Genomic DNA, 24,688 nt, shown 5'->3' with positions numbered 1-24,688 from the left:
CGGGGTCTAGCTCCTCGCGCCTGGGCGAGGGACATCCTGCCCCTGGGCGCACCCGCCCGATCCCTTCCTCCCTCCTTTGGCGGCTTAGCTCAGGACCGGATCCAGCAGGCCCGCAGCCTCCGCCTCGTTCCAGTCCCCAAAGCCCTCCGGCGGCAGGGCGACCCGCGCCTTCAAGCCGGCGATGGCTAGGCCGGCGCGCAGCTGCTCGGCCGAGGCCTCGCCGTCGGCCCCGCGATCGGCGGCGATGAGCACCTCGCGCACGCCCTCCGGCGGCCGCCAGTGGCGCAGGTTGCGTGTCGACATCAGCGCCCAGGCCGGTAGGGCGAAGCGCGCGCTGGCCGACAGGGTGGTGAACAGGCCCTCGGCCACCAGCATCTGCGGCGAGGCCGGATCAATTCGCACCGCGCACCGGGCCGGCGAGGGACCGACCGTCTTGCGGCTGAGCCGCAGGTCGATCGCCCGGCGGGCGTTGGGCGCCAGGTAAGTGACCTCAACGGCCGTGAAGGCCCCGGCCTCATCGGTGATCGCCGCCAACAGGGCCGGGCGATGATGGCGCGACGCGGCATAGGCCGACACCGGCGTCTCGCCGCCATGGCGCAGCACGTCGGGGCCGGGGAGGGGACGGCTGACCCCGCGCAGCGCGCAGTGCCGTGCTGACAAGGTGCCGGCGAGCGGCCGCCCAGCCTCCCAGATCCGTAACGCCGCCAGGCGGCGCTCCAGCCCGGTCGCGGGCCCGGACGCTTGGGCGCGACGCGCCTGCGAGAGACTGGTCGGGGCATTGTGCGCATCGACCAGGCCTTCGCCGCGCAGATAGTCCAGCACATCCTTCCAGTCGCCATCTCCGAAGGTGTGGACGATCACCCGGCCTTCCCGCAGCAGCAGCGAGACCGAACGGTCAGCGGCGCTATGGCCGGGCGCCGGGATATTCGCCCGAAGGCCGCGATCGTAGAGATCGCCGCCCAGGGCCTGGACGATGGGTTTCAAGGACATGGGTCGATCCTCCTTTGCCCCACAAGGGTCGCCCCAAGGCCGCTTCCCTCCGCCTTCGGCCGCCGCAGGCCGGCCCAATCCCTCGGGGGGCGTTGCGGGGGACCGCCCCCGCTGGAGGGGGTAGGCGCTCAAGGCCTGCCTTTGCGACTCAGGGGGAGGGCGCTCCCCCCGCCTCGCGCTTGAAGGCTCATGCCATGGCCGCTCAAGGGACAGGACCCAGCAATGCGGCTCAAAAATACGACGCCTGCCCGGCAAAACCGGGCGAACTGTCACGCTTCGTCGCCAACCGCCCCGCGACAGCACGGTGCTTTTCTGCCAAGTTAAGCACGATTGTAGGGGAGCAGGCTTTGCCGCAGCAGATGATGGCTGAACGGGAAACAGAAACGGACGCCCGCGAGGAGGCCTGGGTCATCGCGACCAATCCCGACTTCCCGATCCGCGCCCGCAACGTCAATTGGTTCCTGGAACGCGGCGGCTCGATCAAGGAAGTCCGGCTCACCGAGTCGGAAGCTGGCGAGTGGAGCGTCTGGCTGCGCCTGGCCGGCCGTTCGGGCGAACACCGCCTGGCAATGTTCAAGTCCGACGAACCGCGCGTCTACCGCGACGTCGCCCGCGCCATCGCAATGTGCCGTGACGACTTCGGCTACTTCGGCCCCATCACGCTCTCCACAGACCGGCAGCCAATGGGCGCTTCCGAGCAACGGGGATCCAGCGCAGCTTAGGCCCGTGATGGCTTAGTTCAATGCCAACAGACGACCCGAATAGACGGCGATTGCAACGGAAGGCCATTTCGAGGCTAAGCGCAAAGCATTACCTACTCTATGAAAATATATAAACACGAGTTGATCGATTTCGCAGAACGAATAGGTGGCCTCGATTGGGCCGGATGACGAGCGAGACATCTATAGTTTGAGACGGGAGGGCGGCATGGGTTGGCGAAATTGGATCGACCGCCTCGAATTTTCCCTAACCTCTTCACCAGATCTGGATTCAATGATCATCGCTATCCTCCTGATAGCGGGGGCCATCGGGATCGGCTGGTACATTGGACGAAGGACGGGCCCGACTCTCGCCGCCCAACTGACCCGTCTTACTGGGAAAAATTTCATCGGCAGCCCAACAAGCACGATGGGCATGGTTCAATACGCCACAATCGCCCTGCTGCTGTTGGTCGTCGGTCAGTCAATCTCGCTTAGGCCGCTCGCAAACATCGCCCTGGCGTTGGCTCTTAGCCTAGCGGTCGGCCTGCTGGTAATGACCCTGTTGCGCGCCATGCGCCTGAACCGAGGCACGGCAGGGTTCGTCTCGATTGGTATCTCGCTCGCCTGCGTGGCCGGGACGTTGGGCGGCATGCAACCTCTGATGACGGGCCTGGACGACATAGGCTTTACGATCGGGTCGCACCGCCTATCTTTGCTGGCGCTCTTGAACGCCCTCGTCGTCGTCGTGGTGCTGTATCTGCTTGCGCGCGCCGCCAATCAGGTTGTGTCGCATCTGATTGGCCGGGCCAGCGCGCTCGACCTATCTCAACGCGTGCTCGCCCAAAAGCTGGCCGGTATCGGGGTGATCGCCGCGGCGGTGCTGCTTGGCGTAGATATGCTTGGCATCGACCTAACGGCCTTGACGGTCTTCTCCGGCGCTGCGGGTCTGGCCGTCGGCTTCGGCCTGCAGAAGACGTTCGGGAATCTGATCGCCGGTCTGATCCTGCTGATGGATCGGTCGGTCAAGCCGGGCGATGTCATTGTTGTCGGGGACACGTTCGGGGCGATCAGCAAGATCGGCGTCCGCGCCGTTTCTGTCGTCACTCGCGACGGCAAGGAGCACCTGATCCCCAATGAGCAGCTGATGACTGAGGCTGTTGAAAATTGGTCGTACTCGTCCCGAAATGTCCGTGTGCATATCCCTGTCGGCGTCGCCTATTCGAGTGACCTCGCCCTAGCTCAACGGCTTATGATCGAGGCCGCCAGCAACGCCGCCCGCGTTTTGGCGGATCCCAAGCCCTCTGTCTGGCTAAAGGGGTTTGGCGACAGCTCCGTCGACCATGAAATCCTATTCTGGATCTCTGATCCGGAAGACGGCGTAGGCAACGTCCGATCAGATATCTTGAACCGGGTCTGGGTGCTATTTGGCGACAATGGAATCGAAATTCCCTTCCCTCAGCGCGACGTCCACATCCGGACAAGTCCTTCGACGAGTTGCCCGACTCAGGCCGAGCACCCGGAAGAGGACGTTCAGTGAGCGCGCCAAAATCTCGACCGACCAGTAGCTGCGTTCGATCGCCCCGACTCGCTAGCCTCCGCCCGGCTCTGATAAGGACGTTTCGACGGGCGTCAGAGATCGGACGGTCAACTTGACACTCGACCGCGAAAGCGAGACCCACGGTTTCTCTGGCTCGGCCACTCGCGAAACGGGGGCGGTGGATCCTATCCTCACGCCGGCAGAAACCCCGAAAAACATCGCGGGCCTAAGCGGGCTTCAAGCACGCCTTCGGGGTCTCTATCACGGCCATTCTAGGGCCGCGGTTCGGTTTCGCATCGCGATCATCGTGCTGGATATCCTGCTGGTGGCGTTTTTCATTGCCGCCCCACTCATGAAGGAGACGCCCGGCTTCCTTGCGCTCGACTATTTCGTCGCCTTCCTCTTGGCGCTCGACCTAGGCGCCCGCGCACTGGCTTGGCGTAGTGTCGGGGATTGGATTCGCCGGCCGATCGTCTGGATCGACCTGTTCGTTTTGGCGACACTGCTGGCGCCGCTCTGGTTCATTAACCTCGCCTTCCTGCGCGTGCTTAGGCTTTGGACGCTGTTTCATAGCGAGTTCTTTTGGGGGACAATCGCACGCCGGTTTGATGACACGCCTTGGGAAGACGCTATCCGCGCCGGAGCCACGCTATTCACATTCGTCTTTGTCGTGACCGGCTTCGTCTACACAATTTTCAACGGACGCCATGAGGGCATAGAGGGTTATGTCGACGCGCTCTATTTCACGGTTGCGACCCTTACGACGACGGGTTTCGGCGACATTGTCCTCCCGGGTACGCTTGGCAAAGTGATCTCGATCGTGACGATGATCGCCGGCATCACACTCTTTGTACGTCTGGCCCAAGCGCTCTTCCGGCCCAACAAAGTCCGGTTTTCTTGCCCCACCTGCGGCCTCGCCCGACACGACCCAGACGCCGTACATTGCAAAGCCTGCGGAACGATTCTCAGGATACCGAACGAAGAGAAGGGCTGATCGGGAGATCGACACGAGCAAACCCAGGATGTCTCAGCCCGCCAAATCAGGCTAAGATCATCGCCCGCGGGTTGGGGCCGGCCTTTCGGTCCACGATGTCGAGCGGTAGGACATCGCCCCATGCCAAGCCTCACTGCCTTTGACGCCGCTTCGATCCTCATCGTGCTCGCCGCAGCCCTGGGATATCTCAATCACCGGGTGTTCAGACTGCCCGCCTCAGTCGGGCTTACCGTCATGGGCGCGGTAGCTTCCCTATTGGTGATCGGGATCGACCGGCTTCTGCCGGGCGCTGGATTCTCCGTAATGATGGTCCGGTTTGTCGACTCCCTGGATTTCCACACCACCTTGATGGACGGCATGCTGTCGTTCTTGCTGTTTGCTGGCGCCTTGCACGTCGACTGGAGCGAGATGCGCCGAGGGCGTTGGCCCATTCTCATTCTGAGCACCGTCGGCGTCTTGATTTCGACCGCGCTCGTCGGCAGCGGTTTCTTCCTTTTGAGTCAGGTTCTTGGCCTCGCCACACCTCTCCTTTGGTGCTTCGTTTTCGGCGCGTTGATCAGCCCGACAGATCCCGTGGCGGTCATGGCCGTGCTCAAACGCGCGCTCGTTCCCCCCACCCTCCAAGCCACAGTCGCCGGCGAAAGCCTCTTTAACGACGGCGTTGGGGTCGTGGTCTTCTCGATCCTTGTCGTCGCGGCAATGGGAACCGAGCCGTTCTCCTTAGCCAGCGCGAGCCTTGAGTTCGTTCGTGAAGCCGGCGGCGGCGCCCTGATCGGCCTCCTCGCTGGATGGGTGGCCTACCGCGCGATGCGCAGCATCGACGACTACAACGTCGAGGTGATGATCAGCCTGGCGGTTGTCATGGGCGGCTATAGCCTGGCGCATTGGCTGCACGTCAGCGGGCCGGTGGCGATGGCGGTCGCCGGACTGTTGATCGGCAATGCGGGTGTCGCCCACGCCATGAGCGACACGACCAAGGACTACCTCCTCAAGTTCTGGGCGCTGATCGATGAGATCCTCAATGCCGTCCTCTTCCTGCTGATCGGGCTGGAGGTAGTGGCGATCGCGCCGGACTTACGACTGTTGGCACTGGGTGCAGCCGCAATCCCACTGGTCATCCTCGCCCGGACTGTCGCCGTGGGCGCCCCATTGTTGCTGCTACGAAGAGCTCTCGATCTGGGCCCACTCGCGATGCCGACCTTAGTCTGGGGCGGCCTGCGTGGCGGCATCTCCATAGCCCTAGCGTTGTCTCTGGAACGCGGTGAACTGCAACCCATTCTTCTTGGCGCCACATACGTCGTAGTGCTGTTCGCGGTGATCGTGCAGGGCGGCAGCGTCGGTTGGCTGATCAAGCGACTGTCAGGCGGAGCCGTCGCCAAACCTGTAACCTAAACCACATCCCCGACCGAAAGGCAGGCGGGACTGATCACTTTGCGTCTGCCGGCGGCGGGGTCGCAGCCTCCAGACTGAGGCGAACCACGAGGAACGGACGTTCATCCGGAAGGGCGCGATCAGGGACGAAAGTCGACTGGGTGACAGAGACGAGACCTGAGCTCGCCAGCACCTGAGCGACAGCCGCTGAACGCCGCGCTGCCATCTTCAGGTCCATCGGGCGGGGACCTAATCGACCGGGGCTGGCGCGGCCCTCGGCGCGAACGGCCTTCACACCCCACCTCTGCAAGGCCCAGCTGATCGTCGCCAGGTCTTGCCTCGCCACCGTGTCGATCGTCGAGCTACCACGCGCGAAAACGACCTCTGGCAATGGCATGAGGGGGGGGATGATCGCGACGGAGGTGTCAGGCAAGAACCGCTGGGCAGCCTGCTCTACGGCACGATAATCCCCCAAACTCGGCGCCCCCTTCAGGACAAGTTTGACGGCAAGCCCCGTAGGCGATTGATCGATGCCGGCGACCTCACCGGCCGAACTCAGCATCATCCTCAAACGTTGTTCTGGCGATGTTTCGGACCCTGGCAAGGCCGGCCGGCTGCCGAGGGAATTGGTCGCCAGAACGGAGCGCTTGTCCCCACCCGCAATGACGATCTGCTCAATGCTGACTTGGGCGCCGGGCTGCAACGCCCTGGCCACACTTGCGGACGCGCCTGACACATATCTTCGGGTGACAACCACACAATTAACGGTTCTGACCTTGCCGCGATCGACCGCGACCGCCAGGTCGGTGATGTGCGGGCCCGCGTCGGCAAAGGCTCGCTCGATGGCGCTGCGGACCCGGTTCGTCTCTCGCGCCTCCACAACTATGTTGCGCAGCGACAAGGCCAGAGGCACGCACAGGATAACTGTGACGGCAAAAAGTGCGTAGACTTCCCAGGCCGCACCATGGCGTTGCGCGGGCCGGAAGCCGTAGCGGCGGGCGACGCCGAAAACCGATCCCAGGATCGCCACGACGTTGGTCAGGAACAAGAGGAGCGCGCCGCCGGCGATCGGCCAGGAAGCCGTGGCAAGTCCGTAGCCGACGACCGCCAGAGGCGGCATGAGCGCCGTCGCAATGGCGACTCCGGCGATGGAGCCGCCCTTTCGATTGACCGTGAGGTAGGCACCGACAAACCCCGATAGCAGCGCTACGACCAGATCCAGAAGGGTCGGGCGGGTTCGAGCCAGGATCTCCGACGTGATGTCCTTGAGAGGCGAGGCCCAGACAATCAGTGTCGAGGCCAGAATGGAAAGGCCGGCGCCGACCGCCAGGGTTATGGCGGCCCGTTGAAATTCTCGCGGCTCGACCCGGGCAAGAGACATGCCCATCGACAGGATCGGCCCCATCAACGGGGAGATCAACATGGCGCCGATAACAACCGCGACCGAGGATTGCAGAAGGCCCAGAGCGGCGATCCCGCAAGCGCTGAACAGCAGGAAGCCGTAGCCGCTCGTTAGTCGCGCCCCATCATGAATCTCCCCTTCTATGGCGACGCGATCTTGTTCTCCGAGGAGGTGGGCCGGAGAGTGCAGCGCCTTCAATAGAAGACCGCGGAAATCTCGCCAGCTGCGCCCAAGTTGGGCGTTCAATTCATCCAAGGTCATTCAGTGCTCCGGCCCTTGCTTGCCGAGCGCCACACAGAGCGGCGCCCGCGCCGGGTCACAGGTGATATTTCCACACCAGCAGGACCGACAGGGTCACGATCATAAGCAATACCAATGGTGTGCCGGCACGCACGTAATCCTTAAATTGGTATCCGCCCGCGCTCATGATCAAGATGTTGGTCTGATAGGCTACGGGCGTCGCATAGCAAAGATTGCAGCCAAACAACACCGCCAGGACCAAGGGTTCGGGCGGAACGCCCATCTGCCGCGCCAGGCTGATCGCGATCGGCGCGCCGACAGCGGCGGCCGCGGTGTTTGAAGAGAAGTTTGTCAGAAGAGCCGCGAACGCCATCATTGTCGCCAGGACGGCTGCGGGGGGGAAAGCGTGCATGCCTAACGCCAAGGCTTCGCCCAGCCATTGCGCCGCTCCGGTTTCGAGAAGTGCGCGGCCAAGCGCGATGCTCGCGGCAACCAACACGATGACTTTAGCGCTCAGGGCACGACCGATCCTATCGAATTTGACACAGCCCGTCGCAAGCATGGCGATGCCGCCGGCGAGCGACGAAACGGCGATCGGCGCCAGGTGGAAGGCGGCAACACCAACGGCGACGACAAAAATCATGATCGCCAACGGCGCCTTGGCGCTGCGCGGCAACTCCGCTGCACCTTCGAGGACCATCGCGCCTTCTGCGACCTGCAGCTGTTTCAGGGCCGGCTCGGTCCCCTGGACGAGCAACACGTCACCGACGTCCAGACCGAGTTCGCGCGCCCGGCCGCCGCCGTGAAGGATCGTCCTGTCCGGCTTGAAGATCCCGATGACCGTCACTCCGTAGCGATCGGCGATCTCAGCAGACTTCACTGAGCGACCAGCGAGCGTCGAGTCGGCACCAATCGCCAGCTCGCGCAAATAGACATCTTCCCCAGGCGCGCGCGCCTTCGCGCGCACCGTGTCGAGAACGCTGGGGTTCGCCAACGGGGCCCGGAGGGATTCGCTGGCATCGCGCAGTTCGGCGCTCGTGCCCTCGACATGCAATGTGTCGCCGATCTCCAGGGGTCGGCCAGGCGAGGGCCGCGCCCCGTCCGCACCTATGACGCCTAGCAACGTGAGATTACCCGTCAGCCTCGCCTGGATTTCGTCGACAGTTCGGCCAATAGCCGTTGAACCGTCTGCGACATGCAACGCGCCACGAAACCGTCGCGATTGAAGCTCGTCCGTCGCCGAATGCGCAGGCAAGAGGCGCGGCATGACCAGCCACAGGTAGGGCAGTGCGACCGCTGCAGCGATCAGGGCGGTTCCCGTGAATTGAAAGACGCTGAACTGGGGCAAACCCATGTCCTCGGCAATGGACACGACGAGCAGGTTGGTCGAGGTGCCGATGGTCGTGGCCATGCCGCCGATCAAGATCGCGCAGTTCATCGGCATCAAGGTCTTCGACGCCGCCACACCTGTGCGGGCCGCTAAATTTAGCAGAATCGGCATCGTCAGGACGAGCACAGGCGTGTCGTTCACGATCATGCTCATCGCGCCGCCAAGGACCAACGAGAACAGCAAACCTAGGAGTTCATTGTACCGCCACAGTCTCGTCATGAGCTGCGCGACGGGCTCGAGAGCGCCGGTCACCACCAGGCCGCGGCCCATAATCATGAGGCAGCAAATCGCGATCAGGGCCTCGTGGCCGAAACCTCCGAACGCCAGCTCGATACTGGCCCGGTAGCCGTCATGCTCGACGGGGAAGAAGTTGAACAACAACGCCAGGACGGCGATGAGCAACAATGAAACGAGCTCGATCCGTACTCTGCCATCCGCAAAGAGCCAGAAGGTGATCAGCGCGATCACCATCGCCGCTGAGGCGTGAAGGGAGGGCAGGTCCATCGATTCGCTCCTAGGCAGCCCTGCCAATTTAGTTTCAAAGGTTGGTTAGGGCGACTAGAGATTCACTCGGGACACACGTCCAACGACCTACCAAAACGAGCAAGTTGCTCAACGCGCCACCGCCGTACAGCCCGCCGCGATCGCCTCAGCGGCCGACCAAAACCAACGCTCACCGCGAGCCGCGTCGACCCGCGTGGCAGCGTAGTCCTCTTGGCCTGGGACATGGAAGTGTGCTGGCCCTTGCCGTTGATATTCCCCTTGATCACGCACCCCGACGAAGGCGGCCCAGCCGGCACCGGCTGGGCCAGGTGAGTTTTCGCCCGCCAGCTCGAAGGCGTCTCGAACCGCCCGGCCGTAAGGGTCGCGGTCGCGCACCTCACAGCGCATCGACCGCCCGCCGATCAGGCCGACGAGCTGGTCACGGGCGACGTCACCGCAGGCATAGCCACGGCCCTGGCCGTCCTGACAGACCTGACGGCCTTCGGGGGCATCGACGCCCCAGAGGCGGACCCGCTCGGCGCCTAGGCTGAACGTGTCGCCGTCGACGACCCGCGCGAACCCGGTCAACTCCGCCGGTGCGGCGGCCGCCAGGCCAACGGCAAGGAACAACAACCCTACCCGCCCGATCATCGCTGATCCTTGCGCAAAGTGATCACCACCCGCTCCACGAAGATCTCCGCGACCTCGGCGGCGTGCAGCACGGCGTCCAGATATTGGCTCTTGATCCGGTCGGCCGCGATCTGGCTTGGCGTCGACAGCTGCAGCACGCCGTCGGTCAGGCCATGGAACCCGACCCGGCCAAACCAGCTGCCATAGGCGCCCTCGCGGACCAGCCGCCGCAACGGCGCGGCGATCGCCTGCCAGATCGGATCGTCGGCGCCCGGCGCCGCCATCAGCGCCGCCGGTTCCGGCAGAGCCGCCGGCGGCGGAATATCCCCCTTGGCCTTGAGCACCCGCGCGAAATTCAGGCGCAGGTCCGGCGCCCCGCGCGGCTCATAGGAGGCCATGCGGCCAAAGTATTTGCAGGGACTGCGGACGTCGGGATCCTCGATCGCGATCGCCAGCATGGCGATGGCGCGCACCCCGTGGCGCTTCAGGGCCCAGGCGAAGGTCTGATCGTTGTTGCGCTCGCGCTCGGGGAGCAAGTCATCGACGGCGGCGGCGACCCGCGCGAGGTCAGCAGGCGTGACGCTGGCCGGATCGGCCACTGCGGAAGGCCCCACCAGCGCGGCGATGCGTGGAGAGACCTGGAAGGCGGCCCTAAGCTCCTGGCGGACCATTTCCGCGGGCGCGGACCCCTCAGAAAAGGCGCTGGAGAAACCGCTTGCTCCCTCCGGAGAGCAAATGGCGCTGTCTGGTCGGGTTCCTGGACGTTGGCCCGAGGATTTGCTGTCGTTGCCGGTTCCGGCGGACGAAGGCCGCCGACTAGCAGACTGATGTCGCGCTGAAGGCGCGTCCTTTCCTCGTACAGAAGAACTGACGTTCTGATGGGACTGTTCTAGGTGAGTGAATCCTGGCGCCCGGGCGGTGCTTCTTTCACTGAAGACGACGGCTTCGGAATAGGCGGCCCTGCGGGCCTGGGCCGCTTCACGAACCGCTAGATCCGCAGCCTCCAGTTCATCCAGGCGAGCCACGAGGGGGGCGAGGTCATAGGCCTCGACCCCGGCCGGCCGGTTGGCGCGGGTGTAGTCGCGAACCATGAAGCCGGCCGCCTCCAGGGCCCGGCGGTGCGCGCGCGCGTTGCTCTCGGTGCAGCCCAGATAGTCCGCGATCAGGCTCGTGCCCGGCCAGACCGTCGCCACGTCCTGTTCAAGCCGGTCCTGGTTGAGATGCTCGACATAGAGCAGCAGGGTCATGCGCTGCTGCACGGTGAGCGTGGGCGTGCCTTTCAGGACCGCCGCGGCGATCCGCGCCACAGTGACGCCCGCCTGCCAGCGCCAGGACCGGGCCTGGGCGCAGACCGCGTCGAAATTGGGGGCGCGCTTGGCGAAACCAGGTCGCCAATCGTCGCCGGCTAAGGCCGTTCGCATATCGTCCCTTCCTAACGGGGACGAGGCCGTTTCGCGGTGGCGAAACCGGCAGGCAAAAGACCATAGGTCTCCTGTTCGAGGCCTTGACGACGCAAAAAGCGCCGCCTAGATTCAACTCGATCAATCAAGCCGCTGCCACACGGCGCCTGCGATTTCCGAGAGCCTCCCGCGCCAACGGGGGGCTCTCGCCGTTTAGGGGTCTCGTCTAGGTCAAGATGAAGTCCTCTGGGGTGACCGAGCGCGCGCGGAAGACCCGACACGCGACTCAGTCGACGACAGCGTTCAGTGAGTCTGAGGATTCCTAAAGGCTCGGAATTGCACCCTTTTGGCCAAAAAGGGCCGATTCGGGCGGTTGACGCCGTTCGAGAAACGAGTCCGCTGAAGACGACTCAGGCCTCTAGGGGTTGCGGTTCGCTCGCCCCGTCCCACCACAGCTAGGGTTTAGCCGCTCACAAGCCGGAACGCCGGCGCCGCGCGCTTGCTCGCAGACCGAAGGTCTCCGACAAGGTGGAGCATGTCGGATGCCCTGGCGCACCTGCTGGAACTTCGCCTGCGCTTTCGGCGCAATCCAGAAGCACGCGCCTTGGTCGACCGCGCCCTGGCGCTTGTGGCAAGGGCGGCAGGGCCTGATGCGGATCCGGCGGTGCTGGACGCTGAGGTGGCCTATCTGGCCGCTGATCTCGCGCGACGTTTCGGAACGCCGAGCGGCTGCAGCCTACACTGAAGCGGTCAGGCGCTTGCGGGCTGCGCCTTGCGCCAGGCCTGGAAGCCTTTGTCGGCGTCGATGAAGGCCGCGAGGATGTGAGGGACGAGCTGTTCGAGCTCTAGGCTCTGCTCATTGGCCTGGGCGAAGGCGCGCTGGTAGTCGGCCAGGTCAACGGCGAGCTTGCCCTTCAGCTTCAAACGCAGGTCGGTTGTCTTCTCCTCGAGATCGATCTTGCCGAGGGCCAGGGCGGTCTTGGCGGGGCGCGTCATGGGCGTCTCCTTGAGTGGTCTGCAGGAAGCGGTCGATCGCCGTGAAGGCGAAGTCGGTGAGCTTGAGATTGAGGGCGTCGGTCTGACGGCGGATCCGCACGCACAGCGGTTTGGAGAGCCGCACAGAGACCCGGTTCTTGGCGCCGCGGACGGCGGGGAAGGTCACCGCCTCGCCGCCGTCGAGCGCCTCGACCAGCTCGCGGAAGGCGCGCTCATAGATCAGCCGAACACAGCCCCTGGGATTCTTGCGGGTGTTCAGGCGCTCGGCGGTGTCGAGCATGTCCTGGTGAAGGCCTTCCGGGAGGAACAGGCCGAGCTTTTCTGCCGATGGGGTCATCGCAAAACTCACGCTTACGGATACGGGGCGAGGATCATGTCCTTGCTGACAAGCACACGGACGGGCCATCCGGCCCGGACACGCAGGGTGGGCTGGCGATTGAGATCGCGGCCCGTGATCTGCTGGCCGACTTGCTGAGCAGAGTTGGAAACCCCGCTGGCGGCCGAGTTGATGACCAGCGCGCCGGAGCTCCTGTTGCCGGCGTCCTGGGCGGCGGCCGCCCCGACACTGAACAAGGTCGAGAGGATCACCCCCCGCGCCAGTTGGCCGAAGTGTCCGTCGGTCTTGTCCTGCAAGCCGGCCGCGCCCGACAGATCGGCGCCCGCCATCGAGCCGATGTTGATGGAACGGCCATCGGGCATGATGATCCGGTTCCAGGCGATCAGGGCCCGGTTCTGGCCGTAGGCGATCTGGCTGTCGTACTGGCCGATCAGCCGTGAGCCCTGTGGGATCAACACGGTTCGCCCGGTCCTGTGGTCATAGACAGGCTCAGTGACCTGGGCGATCACCTGGCCCGGCAGGTCGGAATTGATGGCCGTCACCAAGGCGGCCGAGATGATGCTGCCGGCCTTCACCTCCCAAGGACTCAGCGCCGGCTGCAGGGGATTGGTCAGATAGTCGTCTGTCCGGGCGTTGGCCGCGAACTGGCGCTTGGCGGCCTGGCCATTGGCCGGCTGCACCTCGGCGGCGGCCGGCTCCCCGGCGCCCCCGGCGGACGCACCGATCGGCCCAGCCAGCGCAGCGAGATCGGCGGACGGCGGTGCAGCCGCCGCTGGGGGCGGCCCGCCAAAGAACGGCCCGGACGTCCGGGCGGCGAGCGCCTGCTCACGCGCGGCCTGAACGGCAGGATCGACCTGCGCCGGCGGGGGAGCCGGAGGCGGCGCGCCGGCGGGCAATGCGCCCGGCGAGCCTTCGGGCGGCGGCAAGGCCGCCGTCCCCGGCAGGGCTTGAGCCTGCAACGCGGGATCGGCATAGCCCGCCGCGTATTTGGTGGAGATCGCCGGCGTCTGGACCTGGCCGGTGTAGGCCGCGTCCGTCATCGCCTCCGGGCGGGCTTGAGGCGCGTGCGCGCCGCCGAAGCCGAGGTAGAAGCCGAGCGCCACGATTCCAGCCAAGCCCGTCGCCCCGGCGATCAAATACTTGCGGTTCCAGCGCGTGACGGGATTACGAGGCGCGGCCAGGACGCTCTCCGGCGGCGCCTTGCGTGGCTGGGAGCCCAGAGGCGGGTCGGGCGGAAGATGGGTCACGAGCGGCCCCCTTCGCCGGTGCGGGTGATCCGCACGACGGTCTGCTTGCCCTCGCCAAGCCTCAGCTCCGCGACGTCGATCAGTCGGTCCACGACGTAGTAGCCGCCAAGGGAGCGGTAGTTGACGAGCTGGGCCTGCTTGTCGGGTCCGATCAAGAACAGCGGCGGGGCCTCAGTCGTGGCCATGTCGCGCGGAAACTGGATGTAGGTCTTTAGCCCGTCATCGAAGACGCGAACCGGCTGCCAGCGCGGCGCGCGAAAGCCGTTGGCCTTGATGCGATAGCCGAAGTGCAGCGAGTCCACCGCAAGGCCCGAGGCCGCCACCCCCTGGGTTTCGGCCGCCTGAGCGGCCTGCCGCTCGCGGGCCTCCTCCTGCGGATAGTTCCAGCTGATAACGCTGGTGTAGGTGTCGCCCTCATAGCTGACCGCGTCGAGCAGGTAGGTGCGCTGGTCGGTCGTCAGGATGATGTTGGTGCGCAGGCCGCCGCGGATCGGCTTGACCATCACGATGACCTGCTGGGTCGCGCCCGAGCCTTGGACGGTCTCACCCAGCACCCAGCGAACCGTGTCGCCCGCCGCCTTGGAGATCAGCTTTTCGCCGGGGCGAAGCGAGATCGCCGTAAGGAAGCGCGGGCTGGTGTGGACGGTGTAGAGCCGTCCAGGCTCAAAATCGTAGTAGAGGGCCGCATTCACATAGGCCCCGGCGCTGGGGTAGTCGCGGGCGCTGCTGTTGGCGGACTGTACGGTCGTCAGCGCCGTCTGCCGTGCATAGGTGCGCGGCGCCGTGCGGCGTCTTGGGACGGGCCGAGGCGGCGTCGCGGCCTGAGCCAAGGCGACAGGCGCCGCCGGTGTCGGCCGAGCCGCCACAGGGAGAGTCGGTCGGGGCGTCGCCGTCTGGGCGACCGAGGGACTCTCAGACGCGGCCAACAGAATGAGCAGGCCGGCCGCAGCGCCCAAGGAAAGCCGTCTGGGGGACAAGGCGCTCATAGCTCACGACTCCATTGAAACTCGGTGATGTAGATCCCCAGCGGATTGGCCCTCAGCTCGGCCTCGTTCTTCGGCGCCACGACCTTGGTGGTGAACAGCCCCGTCCAGGCCTCCGTCGCGCTCGACGTGCCGGCATTGAACTGCGTCTCGCGCCACTGGACCTGGTAGGTGTGCGGACTGCGCGGCAGGACCGACACGATCTCGACGTTGACCGCCTGGGTGCCCGCGTTTGCGAAAGGGTCGTTGGCCTTGGCGAAGGCGTTGAGCTGCCCGATCGCTGGCCCGGACACGAAGTGATAGGCGCCGGTCCAGTTGTCCCGGATGACGATGGGATCGATGCTCTTCGAGCGCGTCCGCCGAACCCAATCGGCGAGGAAGTAGCCGATCTCGGCCGTGGTCGGCTCGTAGGTGCGCCCCGCAAGCTCGATACGGCCCGGCCGCGCATAGCGGTCGATGGGCACGACGTAGGTGGCGATGTTGGTGTTGTTGGCCTCGTAGATAAATCCGCCCAGCGCCAGGGCCGCGAGCCCCAGGCCCCCGAACGCCGCCATCCGCCAGTTCTTGGCCTGCACCACAGCCGAGCCGATGCGCATGTCCCACTCGCGGGAGGCGCGCAGGTATGGGCTCTCGATGGGGGCTGAGCTGCCGTAGCGGTCATTAGGTCGTTTGAAGGGGTTCATCGGCGCACTCTCGACTGGGGTCACTCTTCAGGTTCGTCATCGCGACGGGTTGGTGTGGCGCTCAGGCCAGGCCCGTTTCCATCTCCCCCGGCCGTGGCCGCAGCGGCACTGTCCCGGGCAGCGCCTGCCAGCCCGCCGCCACGGCGAGCCTCGGCCCGCGAGACGACGGAGGAACCAGACGATGGCGCATCCGGCGGCGGGGGAGGGGGCGTCTCGCCTTCACTAGGATTGCGGGAGGAGAAGAGGCGGCTACCGGCCGCTCGACCTTCAGCGACCATCGTCGAAACCGGAGCCCTGGCGAAGTCGGCCGCCATGCCTCCACCGCTGGGCCCACCTCCACCATTTGGACGAGGGCCTCCTGAATTGATGCTTCCAGACGCGGCGCGGGCTGCCGCTATCTTCTCACCGCCGCCTGCCCAGCCGCTGGCGATGGCTCCGCCAGCAGCACGGGCCGCGAGACCGACGCCCGCTGCGCCGGCAGCAACACCGGCAGCGCCCATAAGAGCACCACCCGTGTTCAACTGCGGACCACCAGAAATCATGGCACCAGCGATCGCGGGCACTTTGAGCGACAACATCATCAAGAAGATCGCCGACAGCAGCAGTCCGGCTTCCTCAGCCACGGTCGGCTGAGGCGATAGCGAGTAGGTCTCGAAGATGTTGATCCCGACGCCCGCGATCACAGCGAGAGCCATGAACTTGAACCCGACGGAGACCACGTAGCCGATAGCTTTCTCGGCCAGAAACGAGGTCTGCGAGAGCACTCCGAACGGCACCACGACGAAAGCGATCAGGGTGACGATGTAGAATTCGATGATCGTGACGGCGATCTCGATCGCCAAAATTATGAAGGCCAACAGGATGCCGATCGCGGCGACGGCCGCGACGATGATCATGTCGATATGCATCAGCGCGCCGAAGCCGGCGTTCTGCTGCGCAAGGTCGCCAATGTACTTGATGAGGTCGATTACGACCGAGAGGCCCGCTTCGACGGCTTTAGTTGGCGCCCGCGTAAAATCGCCAATCGAGCCGCCGCCGCTGGCCTGCAGACCTAGCTTCGCAAATCCATTGATGACCGTGAGGGTCAGCGAGTGCCAGTTGGTGACTAGCCAGGCGAAGAACCCGATCAGGAGTATCTTCCTGACGAGCGCAGCCATGATGTTCTGTGTCTCGTCGATCGCCCAAAGGATCGCTGAGATCGTGATGCTGATGACCACCAATGTCGCCAGGACGCCCTGGACGGGCCCCGCAATGGCTCCGAAGCCACTGCCCACCTGGCCGGTGAACGCACTGATGAATTGGTCTAGAGCTGCGGGATCTGCGGTGGCCATTGATGAACTCGGCGCACTTCAAGCCTAGAGGCTGTTTTTATCGGGAAGACTGCTGCCCTTTTTCTTGAAGTACAGCGGTGAACATGGGTCGTTCCGGTCACGATTGTTGATGTCCGGACACGGTTTCGCCTTGGCCGGCGGATCGGTTTGACTCGGCTCTGTGGCGGGCTTTCCGCAGCCAGCCAGGCCAACGGCAACAAGACAGCTGATGACGAGCAACGACCGCATCATTGAAAATCCGAGATGTTCGGGAGCCGGCTACCAGTCTTGGTGTAAGCGGTGGCGCGCTCCGTCTCAGCTCGGGCCGCGATGGCCCCGGCCTGCTGCTGCGCCAGGATCGTCTCCTGCGTCCTCGCTTGCGCGATCAAGATCGTCTGAAGACCCTGCAGCTGGCTGCTGAGCGCGGCCAGCAACTGGTTGGTCGCCTGGATCGCTGCCGTTTGCCCGGCGGCGCCTTGCGAAGCGGCCACCGCGCCGCTGACGGCGCCAGCGGTCGTTCCCTGCGACCTAACCAGCTGGTTCTGCACGGCCATGGAGTCCTGCAGCGTCAGTCGGCTGTTCGCCTCCCAACTCGCGAGGCGCTGCTGGATCTGCGCGAAGCTCTGCCCGGACAGGCTGGCGGGGTAAAACTGCTGGAACTGGCCCGCGATATTCTGGCTGTTGTAGCCGATCGCCTGGGCCTGCTGCATGAGCTGGCTGGCCTGGGCGTTGATCTGCGCCAAGGGCTGGGTCACGTCCGTGCCGAGCTTCTGCAGCATCGCCATCTGATTGGTGACCTGCGCCTGAAGCTGCTGGATCTGAGACAGGCCCTGGCGCACCTGCTGGACCGCTTGCGCCACGGCGCGCGGATCGAACACGATCTGCTGGGCGGCGGCGGACTGCGGCGGCAGAGGCCCCAATCCCAGCGACACTGCGACGATCGCCGCCGCGGCCATGAGCTGCTTACGCATCTGGAGTGTCCTTCTGGTGCGAGGGATGAGGGACCGGGAAAAGGTCGTCGCCGGTCGCCTGGACGAACAGCGGCTCAGAGACGGCTCGAAAGGCGACAGCCGCGCCGAACAGGACAAAGCCGGCCAGCATGACGAAGAAGTTGTGGTGGTAGGTGGTGCCGAAGACCGCGAGGAAGCCGGGCGCCGCAAGGACCAGAAACAGGATCCGCCGACGCCGGCGCGACGCGGTCCACGCGCTCGGGAGGTGACGATTGAGCCACGCCAGGCGCGCGAAGGCTTGGGGGCTCATCGGCGGCCGAGCGGGCGCAAAGGTGAGGTCATGCGCGCCCATCACGCCACCCTTGGATAGGCCACGCGACGCTGGCCGCCGAGATAGCGCGCGACATCCGCCTGGCCCTTGGCCGCGAAGAAGCGCTCGGCGAACTCACTGCGGTCATGGTCAGCGAGCAGCTGGCTGATGAGCTGCTGATCCCCCGGCGAGGACGAGCCCACGGCGGCCAGTGACACGCCGCCCAGGCCCAGCTCAAACAGCCGGTTCCCGGACGTGGACTGGTAGTAGTACTCGCGTTTGGGCGTGGCGTTGGCGATGATCCGAACCTGCTGCGGGTTCAAGCCGAAGTCCTGATAGAGCGCCGCTATCTGCGGCGTCTGGGCGTCCGGATTGGGCAAGAAGATGCGGGTCGGGCAGCTCTCGATCAGGGCTGGCGCGATGGATGACCGGGCCACGTCCGCCAGGCTCTGTGTGGCGAACACCACGGCGACGTTGAACTTGCGCAACGTCTTCAGCCACTCGCGGATTTTGGCCGCGAAGGCGCCCTGGTCGAGGAAGAGCCACGCCTCGTCTAGCACGAGAAGGGTCGGCCTTCCGTCGAAGCGACGTTCCAGACTGCGGAAGATGTAGGTGAGCACCGGGGCCAAAGCCGACTTGCTGGCCATCAGCTCGGCCATCTCGAAGGTCTGCCAGGCGGCAGGCTTCAAGGCGTTCTGGTTGGCGTCGAGCAGATGGCCGTAAGGTCCGCTCAGCGTGTAGGGGGTGAGCGCTGCCTTGACGGTCTGGTCCTGGATGGTTGCGGCCAGCAGGGTGAGGGTGCGCTGGTCGCGCGGTCCCTCGGCGAGATTTCGCAACCCGCTCCAGATCTCGTCCTTTACCGGCGGCGTGATCGGCACGCCCTCGGCGGCGACAATGTCTTGCACCCATTCCTGGGCCCAGGCGCGGTCGTCGGGCGCGTCGATCTGCGCCAGCGGCTGGAAGGCCAGCTCGCTCTGGTCACCGCCCAGGACATAGAACTGGCCGCCGACGAGGAGGGTCGATGCGCGGGAGCTGGCGCCCTTGTCGAAGTAGAAGACCTGAGCTTCCGGATAACGCAGCCACTGCATGGCTAGGGTATTGAGCAGGACCGATTTGCCAGAGCCGGTCGGTCCGACGATCATCGTATGGCCGACGTCGCCTTGGTGAAGATCAAATCTGAAAGGCGTGGTGCCGGCAGTGCGCGTTACGAGCAGAGCAGGCTGGAGACCGGGATGTCCCCGTTTCTGGCATTCGGCCGACAGGTGGGCGTTGACGGTCGGACCGGGCCAGATCGCCGACATCGGCATCATGTCGCAAAGGTTCAGTGACGATACCAAGGGCCGACGCAGATCGGCGTAGGCCTGACCCGGCAGGCTGCCGATCCAGGACTCGACCGCGTTGACGTCCTCGACCTTGCAGACGAAGCCCGCCCGGTTGATGGCGCCCTCGACCTCTCGGACGCGGTTCGCCAGGCGGTCTGGATCCGCGTCCATCAGAGTGACGGTCGGGGTGAAGTAGCCGATCGAGGCGTAGTCACCCCCGAGAATGGCCAGGGCCGCATCGGCGTCGACGGACTTCGCCGCCGCGTCCGGGTCTTCCAAAAGCGAAGGCTCCCGGGTGATCGCCTCCTTCAGGAGCGCCATCACGCCCTTGCGCTTGGCGAACCAGCGCTTGCGAACCGTGGTCACCGCCTTGCGCGCGTCTTCCTTGTCCAGCGGCAGATACCGGCAGACCCACCGATAGCTGATGCCCAGCTCGTTGAGCCGGTCGAGCAGGCCAGGGCACGAGGTGGTCGGGTAGGCCCGAACCGAAAGTGTGCGCAGGTACTGGCCCCCGAGTCGGGGCAGCAGGCCGCCCTGGAAATCATCGTCGGTGAGGAAGGCGTCGAGGTAGGCCGGGGTCTCCGGCGTGGCGACCGTGTGGCGCTTGGTCGAGATGCAGCTGTGCAGATAGGTCAGGGTCTCATCGTCGGTTAGTTCTGCGACCTCCGGCATGATCGCGGTCAGGATGTCGGCGATCTGGTGTACCGTGCTGAGGAAGTCGCTCAGCGCCGCGCGGTACATCCCCTCGGCGCCCCGGCCGGACGGGGCGTTTTCGAGCAGGAGGCTCTCCGCCGTTGAGATCGCCTCTTCCGGCGGCAGGTAGGTGAAGGTCAGGAAGTAGCGGCTCTCGAAGTGGCGCTCCTGTGCCTCGAAACCCTCGCGGCGTTCCTCATCGACCAGGTCTGAGACGGGGTCGGGAAACTGGCTGATGGGATAGGTCTGAGACGGCGCGCGGACCGCCTCGATGTGCAGGCACCAGCGAGAGCCAAGGCGTCGCAAGGCGTTGTTGAGCTGAGCGCGGGTCGCGACCAGACCGGCGTCCGTGGCGCTGGCCAGGTCCGGGCCACGGAAGGCCAGGGTCTTCTGAAAGCTGCCGTCCTTGTTGAGCACCAGCCCGGGCCCAATCAGGGCCACCCAGGGAAGGTGGTCGAACAGGCGATCAGCCTTGGGCCGGTACTCACGCAGGTACAGCACGGCGAACCTCTAGGAGACCAAGGACGGGGAGGGGTGAAGCCAAGCGCGCACGTCAGGCGTCCAGGTACGGCTTCTGGCGAATGTGGCGGCCGAGCGCGTCGAAGAAGTAGGGGTCGCGCTTGTTCAGCCAGAAGCAGGCGCCGTGAATGGCGAGGCCGAGCGGAATCCCGATCAGAGGGACCTGCAGGCCCAGGGCCAAGACGGCGGTCAGGGTGCCGTTGAGCACCGCGATCATGCGCGGCACGCCGGCGATCGTCACCGGCTCCGACAGCGAGCTGTGGAAGGCGATCTCAAACCCCTCGACGTCCGACCGGGCCATCAGAACGCCGCCCCAGCGGTCATGTTGAAGAAGGTCGAGATGAAGGTCGTCGCCGTGAAAGCGATCGCCAGACCGAAGACGATGCCGATCCCTTTGCGCAGGGCCGACCCACCTTCAGCGAAGGCAAAGCCCAGCCCGGTGAGGACGATTGCGATGATGCCCACGGCCTTGGCGACCGGTCCCGACAGCGACTGCATGATGGTGTCGAGCGGGCCTTCCCAAGGCATGGCGGTGCCCGCGCCAGCGGCCCAAGCTGGGCTTACTGCTAGGAGGACAGCCGCGCCCGCGAGGAGGGCCAGGGCGGTCGAAGCGCGTCCCCGAGCTTGGCTAGAACCGGCGTTTTTCATCGCAGCTGACCCTTGATTGCGTCCGCCCGCCTTTGCCGGGCGTCACAACCGTGAGTCGCGGAATAGGCGAGGTCAAGGGCTGTTTTGACTAAAAAGGTGCGATTCGGGCTTTTTCTCTAGCAAAGCTACAACCGTTAGAGGCGAGCTTCCGGCCACGCGTTAGCGGCCTGAATCGAGCAGGCAAGCGCGCGCATTTCCCCCGTGTTGCTGGTCTGTTTCGGCCTGATAAGGGGCGACTTTGGGGCAAACGCCCGAGTTCTGTGGGCTGTTGATTCGAGCCACCCACCCCGGCGTCTCAGAGAAGGCGGAACGCTCGGTCAATGATCTGGCCAAGCACACCTCAACTGAATTCCGGTTATTGAGGCTCTGGCGGCGACCCAAGCGATCGTAGGCTCGCTTCAGCGCGATCCAAAGCGAGTATGGCCCGCCAAGCGCGGCCGAGCTGGCGGCGGGTCGGGAAGCGCTGATAAGGGGTCATCAACGCGGCCACGATGAGGCGAGATTGGTGGAGAGCCTCCCGCTCCAGTTCGTCGAGCCCACAAATCGGGGCTTCGGAACCACTTGTGATGCGACGTAGCGCCCGGCCTTTTCGGCCTCCGGTCCAGGACATTGGACCCAAGCGCTTGAGCGCAACCGTTTTAGTGTTGCTTGTCATATCGCCTCCGCAAGACGCCCAGCAGCCGCGACGTTTCGCCGGGCGGCGGCGACCAGCTGGCTGTTTCGTGGGCCACGAGACCCGCATCAGGTACGGCCTCGTCGAGCACAAGCGAGTGAATGCCCCAATTCTGCATCAGCGCGCGCGCCAAGTCGCGGGCGTTTCGCCGCCCTATCAGGGGCCGCGCGACCAGGGCGACCTTGGGGGCCGCTTGCGCGGCCAGAGTCAGAGCCATGCCCGCAGTAGCCACCGGGCCAACGACAGGATAGCCGGCCAAGAAAAACCCGCGAAGTGCGTGATCGGCAAAGTCCGGATCGCTGCAAACTAAAAGAACCGTGTCGTGTTGAATGCCATCCATTTGATCTCCTTTCGGTTGGAATAAATGAAGCTTGCCATGGTATTTTAGGTTGATCGGCCTTTGGTGGCCTGTATCGGAGGGGGTCCCATCGCCGAGCGGATGAGGATCGTGAAGCTAACCGCAGGAGGCGCCAGATGTTGACCGAGGATCAGCGCCGAAAGCTCGCGCGCAGTTTGGACGAGTTGCGAAATGACGGGCCGATCGACAACCCGCAGATTGCCCGCGCGTTGATCGCCATTATTGAGACGCTCTTGTACGATGCCCCAGACGAGCCCAACGAGCGGCGTGTCTAGGCGCCAGGCGGGAATTCACCGCCAAGCATCGGCTCCCAATGGGTGTTCAGGCGCGGCGTCTCCAGATTCCTTGCGGCGGCGCGGATTCGCCGATCCAGGTCCTCGGAGACTTTTGGCAAGCTCCCGACAGCCGGGGCGTTAGGCTCATATTGGGCGATACGGCCGAGAAGTGCGCCAAAGCGCCGACCGTGCGGTGTGTCAGTCTGCGGCGGGTCGCCGAGCAACATCCCCGCCTCTTCCAGCGCGCGCTCGAAAGCATGGTGATCCTGGATCGGCGTCACGTAGGTTTCCACCAACGCGGGATAGGCCCAGCGGACACCTGAGGGGGCGGCGAACTCGGCGTTGGCGAAGTCCCAGTTCGCGAGCTTGTCCCACCAAAGGCCAAGGTATTTCGCCCGATCGTTCTTGTAGTCGAGATAGTAGGCGTGTTCCCAAACGTCACAGACCAGAAGGGGACGCTCGGGCCGGCCTGACAGTGTTTCCGCGTCATGCGTGGTCAGGATCTTGAGGCCGCCGTCCATTGCGGCGAGCCAGACCCATCCGGACCCGAAATGGGTGAGGCCGGCGCTAAGGAAGGCCGTGCGAAGACCGGCGAGATCGCCGAACGCCGCGTTGATCGCCGTTTCCAGTGCCGGCGAAGGGCGCGTGGGCGCCGGGGACATGCAATTCCAAAAGAACGCATGGTTCCACGCCTGGGCGGCAGCGTTGAAAAGCGTCGGGCGTCGGGAGAACCCGGCTGCGGCGATGACATCCTCAAGGGAACCTCTGGCATCGTCCTCGGTCATCTCACGATTAACCGTCTCAACGTATTTCGCGTGGTGTTTGTCGTGGTGAGTGACCATCGTGGTCTGGGAGATCACCGGCTCGAGGGCATCGGCGGGATAGGGGAGTTTGGGAAGGGGGATCATGAGAGCCTCGCTATTTCGGTTCGGCCCAGCGAAACCGGGGCGCTGCGAACGGGGTTTAGAAATTCCCCTCGCTTTCCTTCCAGGTCTTGGTTCTTCAAGTTCCTAGGAACTGCAGCGTCAGCCTGAATGCTGCCGACATTTTACCCGCGGCGCGGAGAACGTTTCGATGCGGACACCATACTCAACAAGCGCGGCAGGAAGATGACCAAGGCCCAGAGCGCCACGCTATCTCGCGATTGCAGGCCGGAGATCTTGACCGCCCTACGTCCGACGCCGACGCAGTGGGACGAAAGGTAGGCCGTTTGTCCCGCCAGTAAGGAAGCGCATCCGAAAACGCGGCGCCCGGCTTGTTGGCGACCCATACGCCAATGGCAGTTCCTATTCTGCCCATCAAGGATTGGGTGCCACAGAAGACGCGGATCCTGGCGCCGTCCGAAGGGCAACTGGCGGCACGGCTACGATCTCGTAGGTCGCGCTGCCGAACCCCACGGATGGCTTGTTTTCCTCGAACGCAGTCAGAAGCGACCGCATGATCGCGTCCTTGGTGATGCGGCGCTTGCGGTAGTCGACCACGTAGCGCGCGGTAAACTCGATCCAATTGTCCGTCACGACCAAGGTGATGAGGGGCTCGATCCGCGCCTCCTCAACGAGAAACTTGCTGACCAAAACCTTCCAAGCCTCAGCGGACGATTCTTCGTAGACGGCGACATGGTCGTTAACCGCCTTCTCGATGATCTGTTGAGCCAGTCGCCAGTCGGAACCGAAACGCACCGGAATCTTGAACTCATCCCAAAGGAAGGAAAAGTCCCCCGAGTAGTTATAAACAGGCTCTTTGAAGACAAAGCTGTTCGCGACCCTCACGACTCGGCCGTTGTAGATATCGCCGCCGACCCAGTCGCCGATCTCCATCAAGGTAGTGCGTAGGACGCCGATGTCGATCACATCGCCCTTGATGCCCCCAAGTTGGACGCGATCACCGGGCCGATAGAAGGCGCCGAACGAGATCGCGATCCAGCCAGCGAAGCTGGCGATAACTTCCTGAAGCGAGAAGGCGATGCCAGCGCTGGCCACACCAAGCACCACACTGAGCTGCCCCAGCCGATCACTGAAGGTCGATATCGCCACGACGACCAGGATCGCGTAGCCCACGAAGGCCACCATCTTGCGAATGCGATAGCGGGAGTTGGATTCCTTGATCGACCGGGTGACCATGACCTGCAGCGACCGGATTCCAATCACCGCGATCACAGTAGCCAGGACGACAAAGCCGATCTTGGAGATGATCGGATTTTCCAGCCAGGCCAACATATTGGCGTTCAGATGGTCCATTCGGTTTGC

Annotated in this window: 24 protein-coding genes; 6 read left to right on the top strand and 18 right to left on the bottom strand. The window is 64.6% G+C overall.

From position 1 onward, the window contains the following. Positions 1-84 precede the first annotated feature (84 nt). A complete protein-coding gene (locus O5K31_RS18220; RefSeq protein ID WP_269717154.1) occupies positions 85-990 on the bottom strand; it encodes a toprim domain-containing protein in 906 nt (301 codons plus the stop codon). A gap of 194 nt (positions 991-1,184) precedes the next feature. Here O5K31_RS18220 and O5K31_RS18215 point away from each other — a divergent pair, with 194 nt between their 5' ends. From O5K31_RS18215 to O5K31_RS18200, 4 genes are all read left to right on the top strand, one after another. Next, positions 1,185-1,712, top strand: a complete 528-nt coding sequence (locus O5K31_RS18215) for a hypothetical protein (RefSeq protein ID WP_269717153.1) — start codon at positions 1,185-1,187, stop codon at positions 1,710-1,712. A 271-nt stretch (positions 1,713-1,983) separates the two neighbouring features. Beyond that, a complete protein-coding gene (locus O5K31_RS18210) occupies positions 1,984-3,228 on the top strand; it encodes a mechanosensitive ion channel family protein (RefSeq protein ID WP_269717152.1) in 1,245 nt (414 codons plus the stop codon). 187 nt (positions 3,229-3,415) lie between these two features. Continuing rightward, the gene (locus tag O5K31_RS18205; protein WP_269717195.1) at positions 3,416-4,222 is read left to right on the top strand and encodes an ion channel; all 807 of its coding nucleotides are present in this window, start codon (positions 3,416-3,418) and stop codon (positions 4,220-4,222) included. A gap of 120 nt (positions 4,223-4,342) precedes the next feature. Beyond that, a complete protein-coding gene (locus O5K31_RS18200; RefSeq protein ID WP_269717151.1) occupies positions 4,343-5,614 on the top strand; it encodes a cation:proton antiporter in 1,272 nt (423 codons plus the stop codon). 34 nt (positions 5,615-5,648) lie between these two features. Here O5K31_RS18200 and O5K31_RS18195 read toward each other — a convergent pair whose 3' ends face one another. From O5K31_RS18195 to O5K31_RS18180, 4 genes are all read right to left on the bottom strand, one after another. Beyond that, positions 5,649-7,256, bottom strand: a complete 1,608-nt coding sequence (locus O5K31_RS18195; RefSeq protein WP_269717150.1) for a DUF389 domain-containing protein — start codon at positions 7,254-7,256, stop codon at positions 5,649-5,651. A gap of 55 nt (positions 7,257-7,311) precedes the next feature. Next, the gene (locus tag O5K31_RS18190; protein WP_269717149.1) at positions 7,312-9,129 is read right to left on the bottom strand and encodes an SLC13 family permease; all 1,818 of its coding nucleotides are present in this window, start codon (positions 9,127-9,129) and stop codon (positions 7,312-7,314) included. Positions 9,130-9,237: 108 nt separating this feature from the next. After that, the gene (locus O5K31_RS18185; protein ID WP_269717148.1) at positions 9,238-9,738 is read right to left on the bottom strand and encodes a thermonuclease family protein; all 501 of its coding nucleotides are present in this window, start codon (positions 9,736-9,738) and stop codon (positions 9,238-9,240) included. A gap of 17 nt (positions 9,739-9,755) precedes the next feature. Further along, positions 9,756-11,159: a DnaA N-terminal domain-containing protein gene (locus O5K31_RS18180; protein WP_269717147.1), complete on the bottom strand. Its 1,404-nt coding sequence runs from the start codon at positions 11,157-11,159 to the stop codon at positions 9,756-9,758. Positions 11,160-11,673: 514 nt separating this feature from the next. Between O5K31_RS18180 and O5K31_RS18175 the strand changes: the two genes are divergently transcribed. Next, entirely contained in the window at positions 11,674-11,883 is a 210-nt protein-coding gene (locus O5K31_RS18175) for a hypothetical protein (protein ID WP_168077613.1), read from the top strand. A gap of 5 nt (positions 11,884-11,888) precedes the next feature. On the opposite strand, the gene O5K31_RS18170 is transcribed toward O5K31_RS18175, so the two are convergent. The 11 genes from O5K31_RS18170 to O5K31_RS18120 all read right to left on the bottom strand — a co-directional run bounded on the left by O5K31_RS18170 (position 11,889) and on the right by O5K31_RS18120 (position 22,149). Next, positions 11,889-12,134 (bottom strand): DUF2274 domain-containing protein, encoded by a 246-nt coding sequence (locus tag O5K31_RS18170; RefSeq protein ID WP_168077611.1) that lies wholly within the window; start codon positions 12,132-12,134, stop codon positions 11,889-11,891. 351 nt (positions 12,135-12,485) lie between these two features. After that, positions 12,486-13,718, bottom strand: a complete 1,233-nt coding sequence (locus O5K31_RS18165) for a TrbI/VirB10 family protein (protein ID WP_269717146.1) — start codon at positions 13,716-13,718, stop codon at positions 12,486-12,488. Next, positions 13,715-14,704, bottom strand: coding sequence for a P-type conjugative transfer protein TrbG (gene trbG, locus O5K31_RS18160; protein ID WP_269717145.1), 990 nt, complete (start codon positions 14,702-14,704; stop codon positions 13,715-13,717). The genes O5K31_RS18165 and trbG overlap by 4 nt, the downstream gene beginning before the upstream one ends. Continuing rightward, on the bottom strand, positions 14,701-15,384 hold the full coding sequence (gene trbF, locus O5K31_RS18155; RefSeq protein ID WP_269717144.1) for a conjugal transfer protein TrbF: 684 nt from the start codon (positions 15,382-15,384) through the stop codon (positions 14,701-14,703). Before trbF ends, trbG begins: the two co-directional genes overlap by 4 nt. A gap of 20 nt (positions 15,385-15,404) precedes the next feature. Then, the gene (gene trbL, locus O5K31_RS18150; RefSeq protein WP_269717143.1) at positions 15,405-16,715 is read right to left on the bottom strand and encodes a P-type conjugative transfer protein TrbL; all 1,311 of its coding nucleotides are present in this window, start codon (positions 16,713-16,715) and stop codon (positions 15,405-15,407) included. Positions 16,716-16,942: 227 nt separating this feature from the next. After that, entirely contained in the window at positions 16,943-17,665 is a 723-nt protein-coding gene (locus tag O5K31_RS18145) for a conjugal transfer protein TrbJ (protein ID WP_269717142.1), read from the bottom strand. Then, on the bottom strand, positions 17,658-17,996 hold the full coding sequence (locus O5K31_RS18140; protein WP_269717141.1) for a hypothetical protein: 339 nt from the start codon (positions 17,994-17,996) through the stop codon (positions 17,658-17,660). The genes O5K31_RS18145 and O5K31_RS18140 overlap by 8 nt, the downstream gene beginning before the upstream one ends. Continuing rightward, positions 17,996-20,470, bottom strand: a complete 2,475-nt coding sequence (trbE, locus tag O5K31_RS18135; protein ID WP_269717140.1) for a conjugal transfer protein TrbE — start codon at positions 20,468-20,470, stop codon at positions 17,996-17,998. The genes O5K31_RS18140 and trbE overlap by 1 nt, the downstream gene beginning before the upstream one ends. Before the next feature lie 52 nt (positions 20,471-20,522). Then, the gene (locus tag O5K31_RS18130; RefSeq protein ID WP_269717139.1) at positions 20,523-20,789 is read right to left on the bottom strand and encodes a VirB3 family type IV secretion system protein; all 267 of its coding nucleotides are present in this window, start codon (positions 20,787-20,789) and stop codon (positions 20,523-20,525) included. Further along, positions 20,789-21,136, bottom strand: coding sequence for a TrbC/VirB2 family protein (locus O5K31_RS18125; RefSeq protein WP_269717138.1), 348 nt, complete (start codon positions 21,134-21,136; stop codon positions 20,789-20,791). The genes O5K31_RS18130 and O5K31_RS18125 overlap by 1 nt, the downstream gene beginning before the upstream one ends. A 638-nt stretch (positions 21,137-21,774) precedes the next feature. Next, positions 21,775-22,149 carry a hypothetical protein gene (locus O5K31_RS18120; protein ID WP_269717137.1) on the bottom strand — a complete coding sequence of 125 codons (375 nt, stop codon included), beginning with the start codon at positions 22,147-22,149 and terminating at the stop codon, positions 21,775-21,777. A 134-nt stretch (positions 22,150-22,283) separates the two neighbouring features. Between O5K31_RS18120 and O5K31_RS18115 the strand changes: the two genes are divergently transcribed. After that, the gene (locus tag O5K31_RS18115) at positions 22,284-22,442 is read left to right on the top strand and encodes a hypothetical protein (protein ID WP_269717136.1); all 159 of its coding nucleotides are present in this window, start codon (positions 22,284-22,286) and stop codon (positions 22,440-22,442) included. Here the strand turns inward: O5K31_RS18115 and O5K31_RS18110 are convergent. Together O5K31_RS18110 and O5K31_RS18105 are read right to left on the bottom strand one after the other, a co-directional pair. Beyond that, on the bottom strand, positions 22,439-23,350 hold the full coding sequence (locus O5K31_RS18110; protein WP_269717135.1) for a superoxide dismutase: 912 nt from the start codon (positions 23,348-23,350) through the stop codon (positions 22,439-22,441). The two genes, O5K31_RS18115 and O5K31_RS18110, sit on opposite strands and share 4 nt — an antisense overlap. Before the next feature lie 390 nt (positions 23,351-23,740). After that, the gene (locus tag O5K31_RS18105) at positions 23,741-24,679 is read right to left on the bottom strand and encodes a mechanosensitive ion channel family protein (protein WP_269717134.1); all 939 of its coding nucleotides are present in this window, start codon (positions 24,677-24,679) and stop codon (positions 23,741-23,743) included. Positions 24,680-24,688: the final 9 nt, after the last annotated feature.

Origin of the sequence: Caulobacter sp. NIBR2454 (assembly GCF_027474405.1) — a bacterium.
Taxonomy (GTDB): domain Bacteria; phylum Pseudomonadota; class Alphaproteobacteria; order Caulobacterales; family Caulobacteraceae; genus Caulobacter.
Note: the sequence above shows the minus strand (reverse complement) of the source record. Positions and strands in the feature narration are given on the sequence as shown.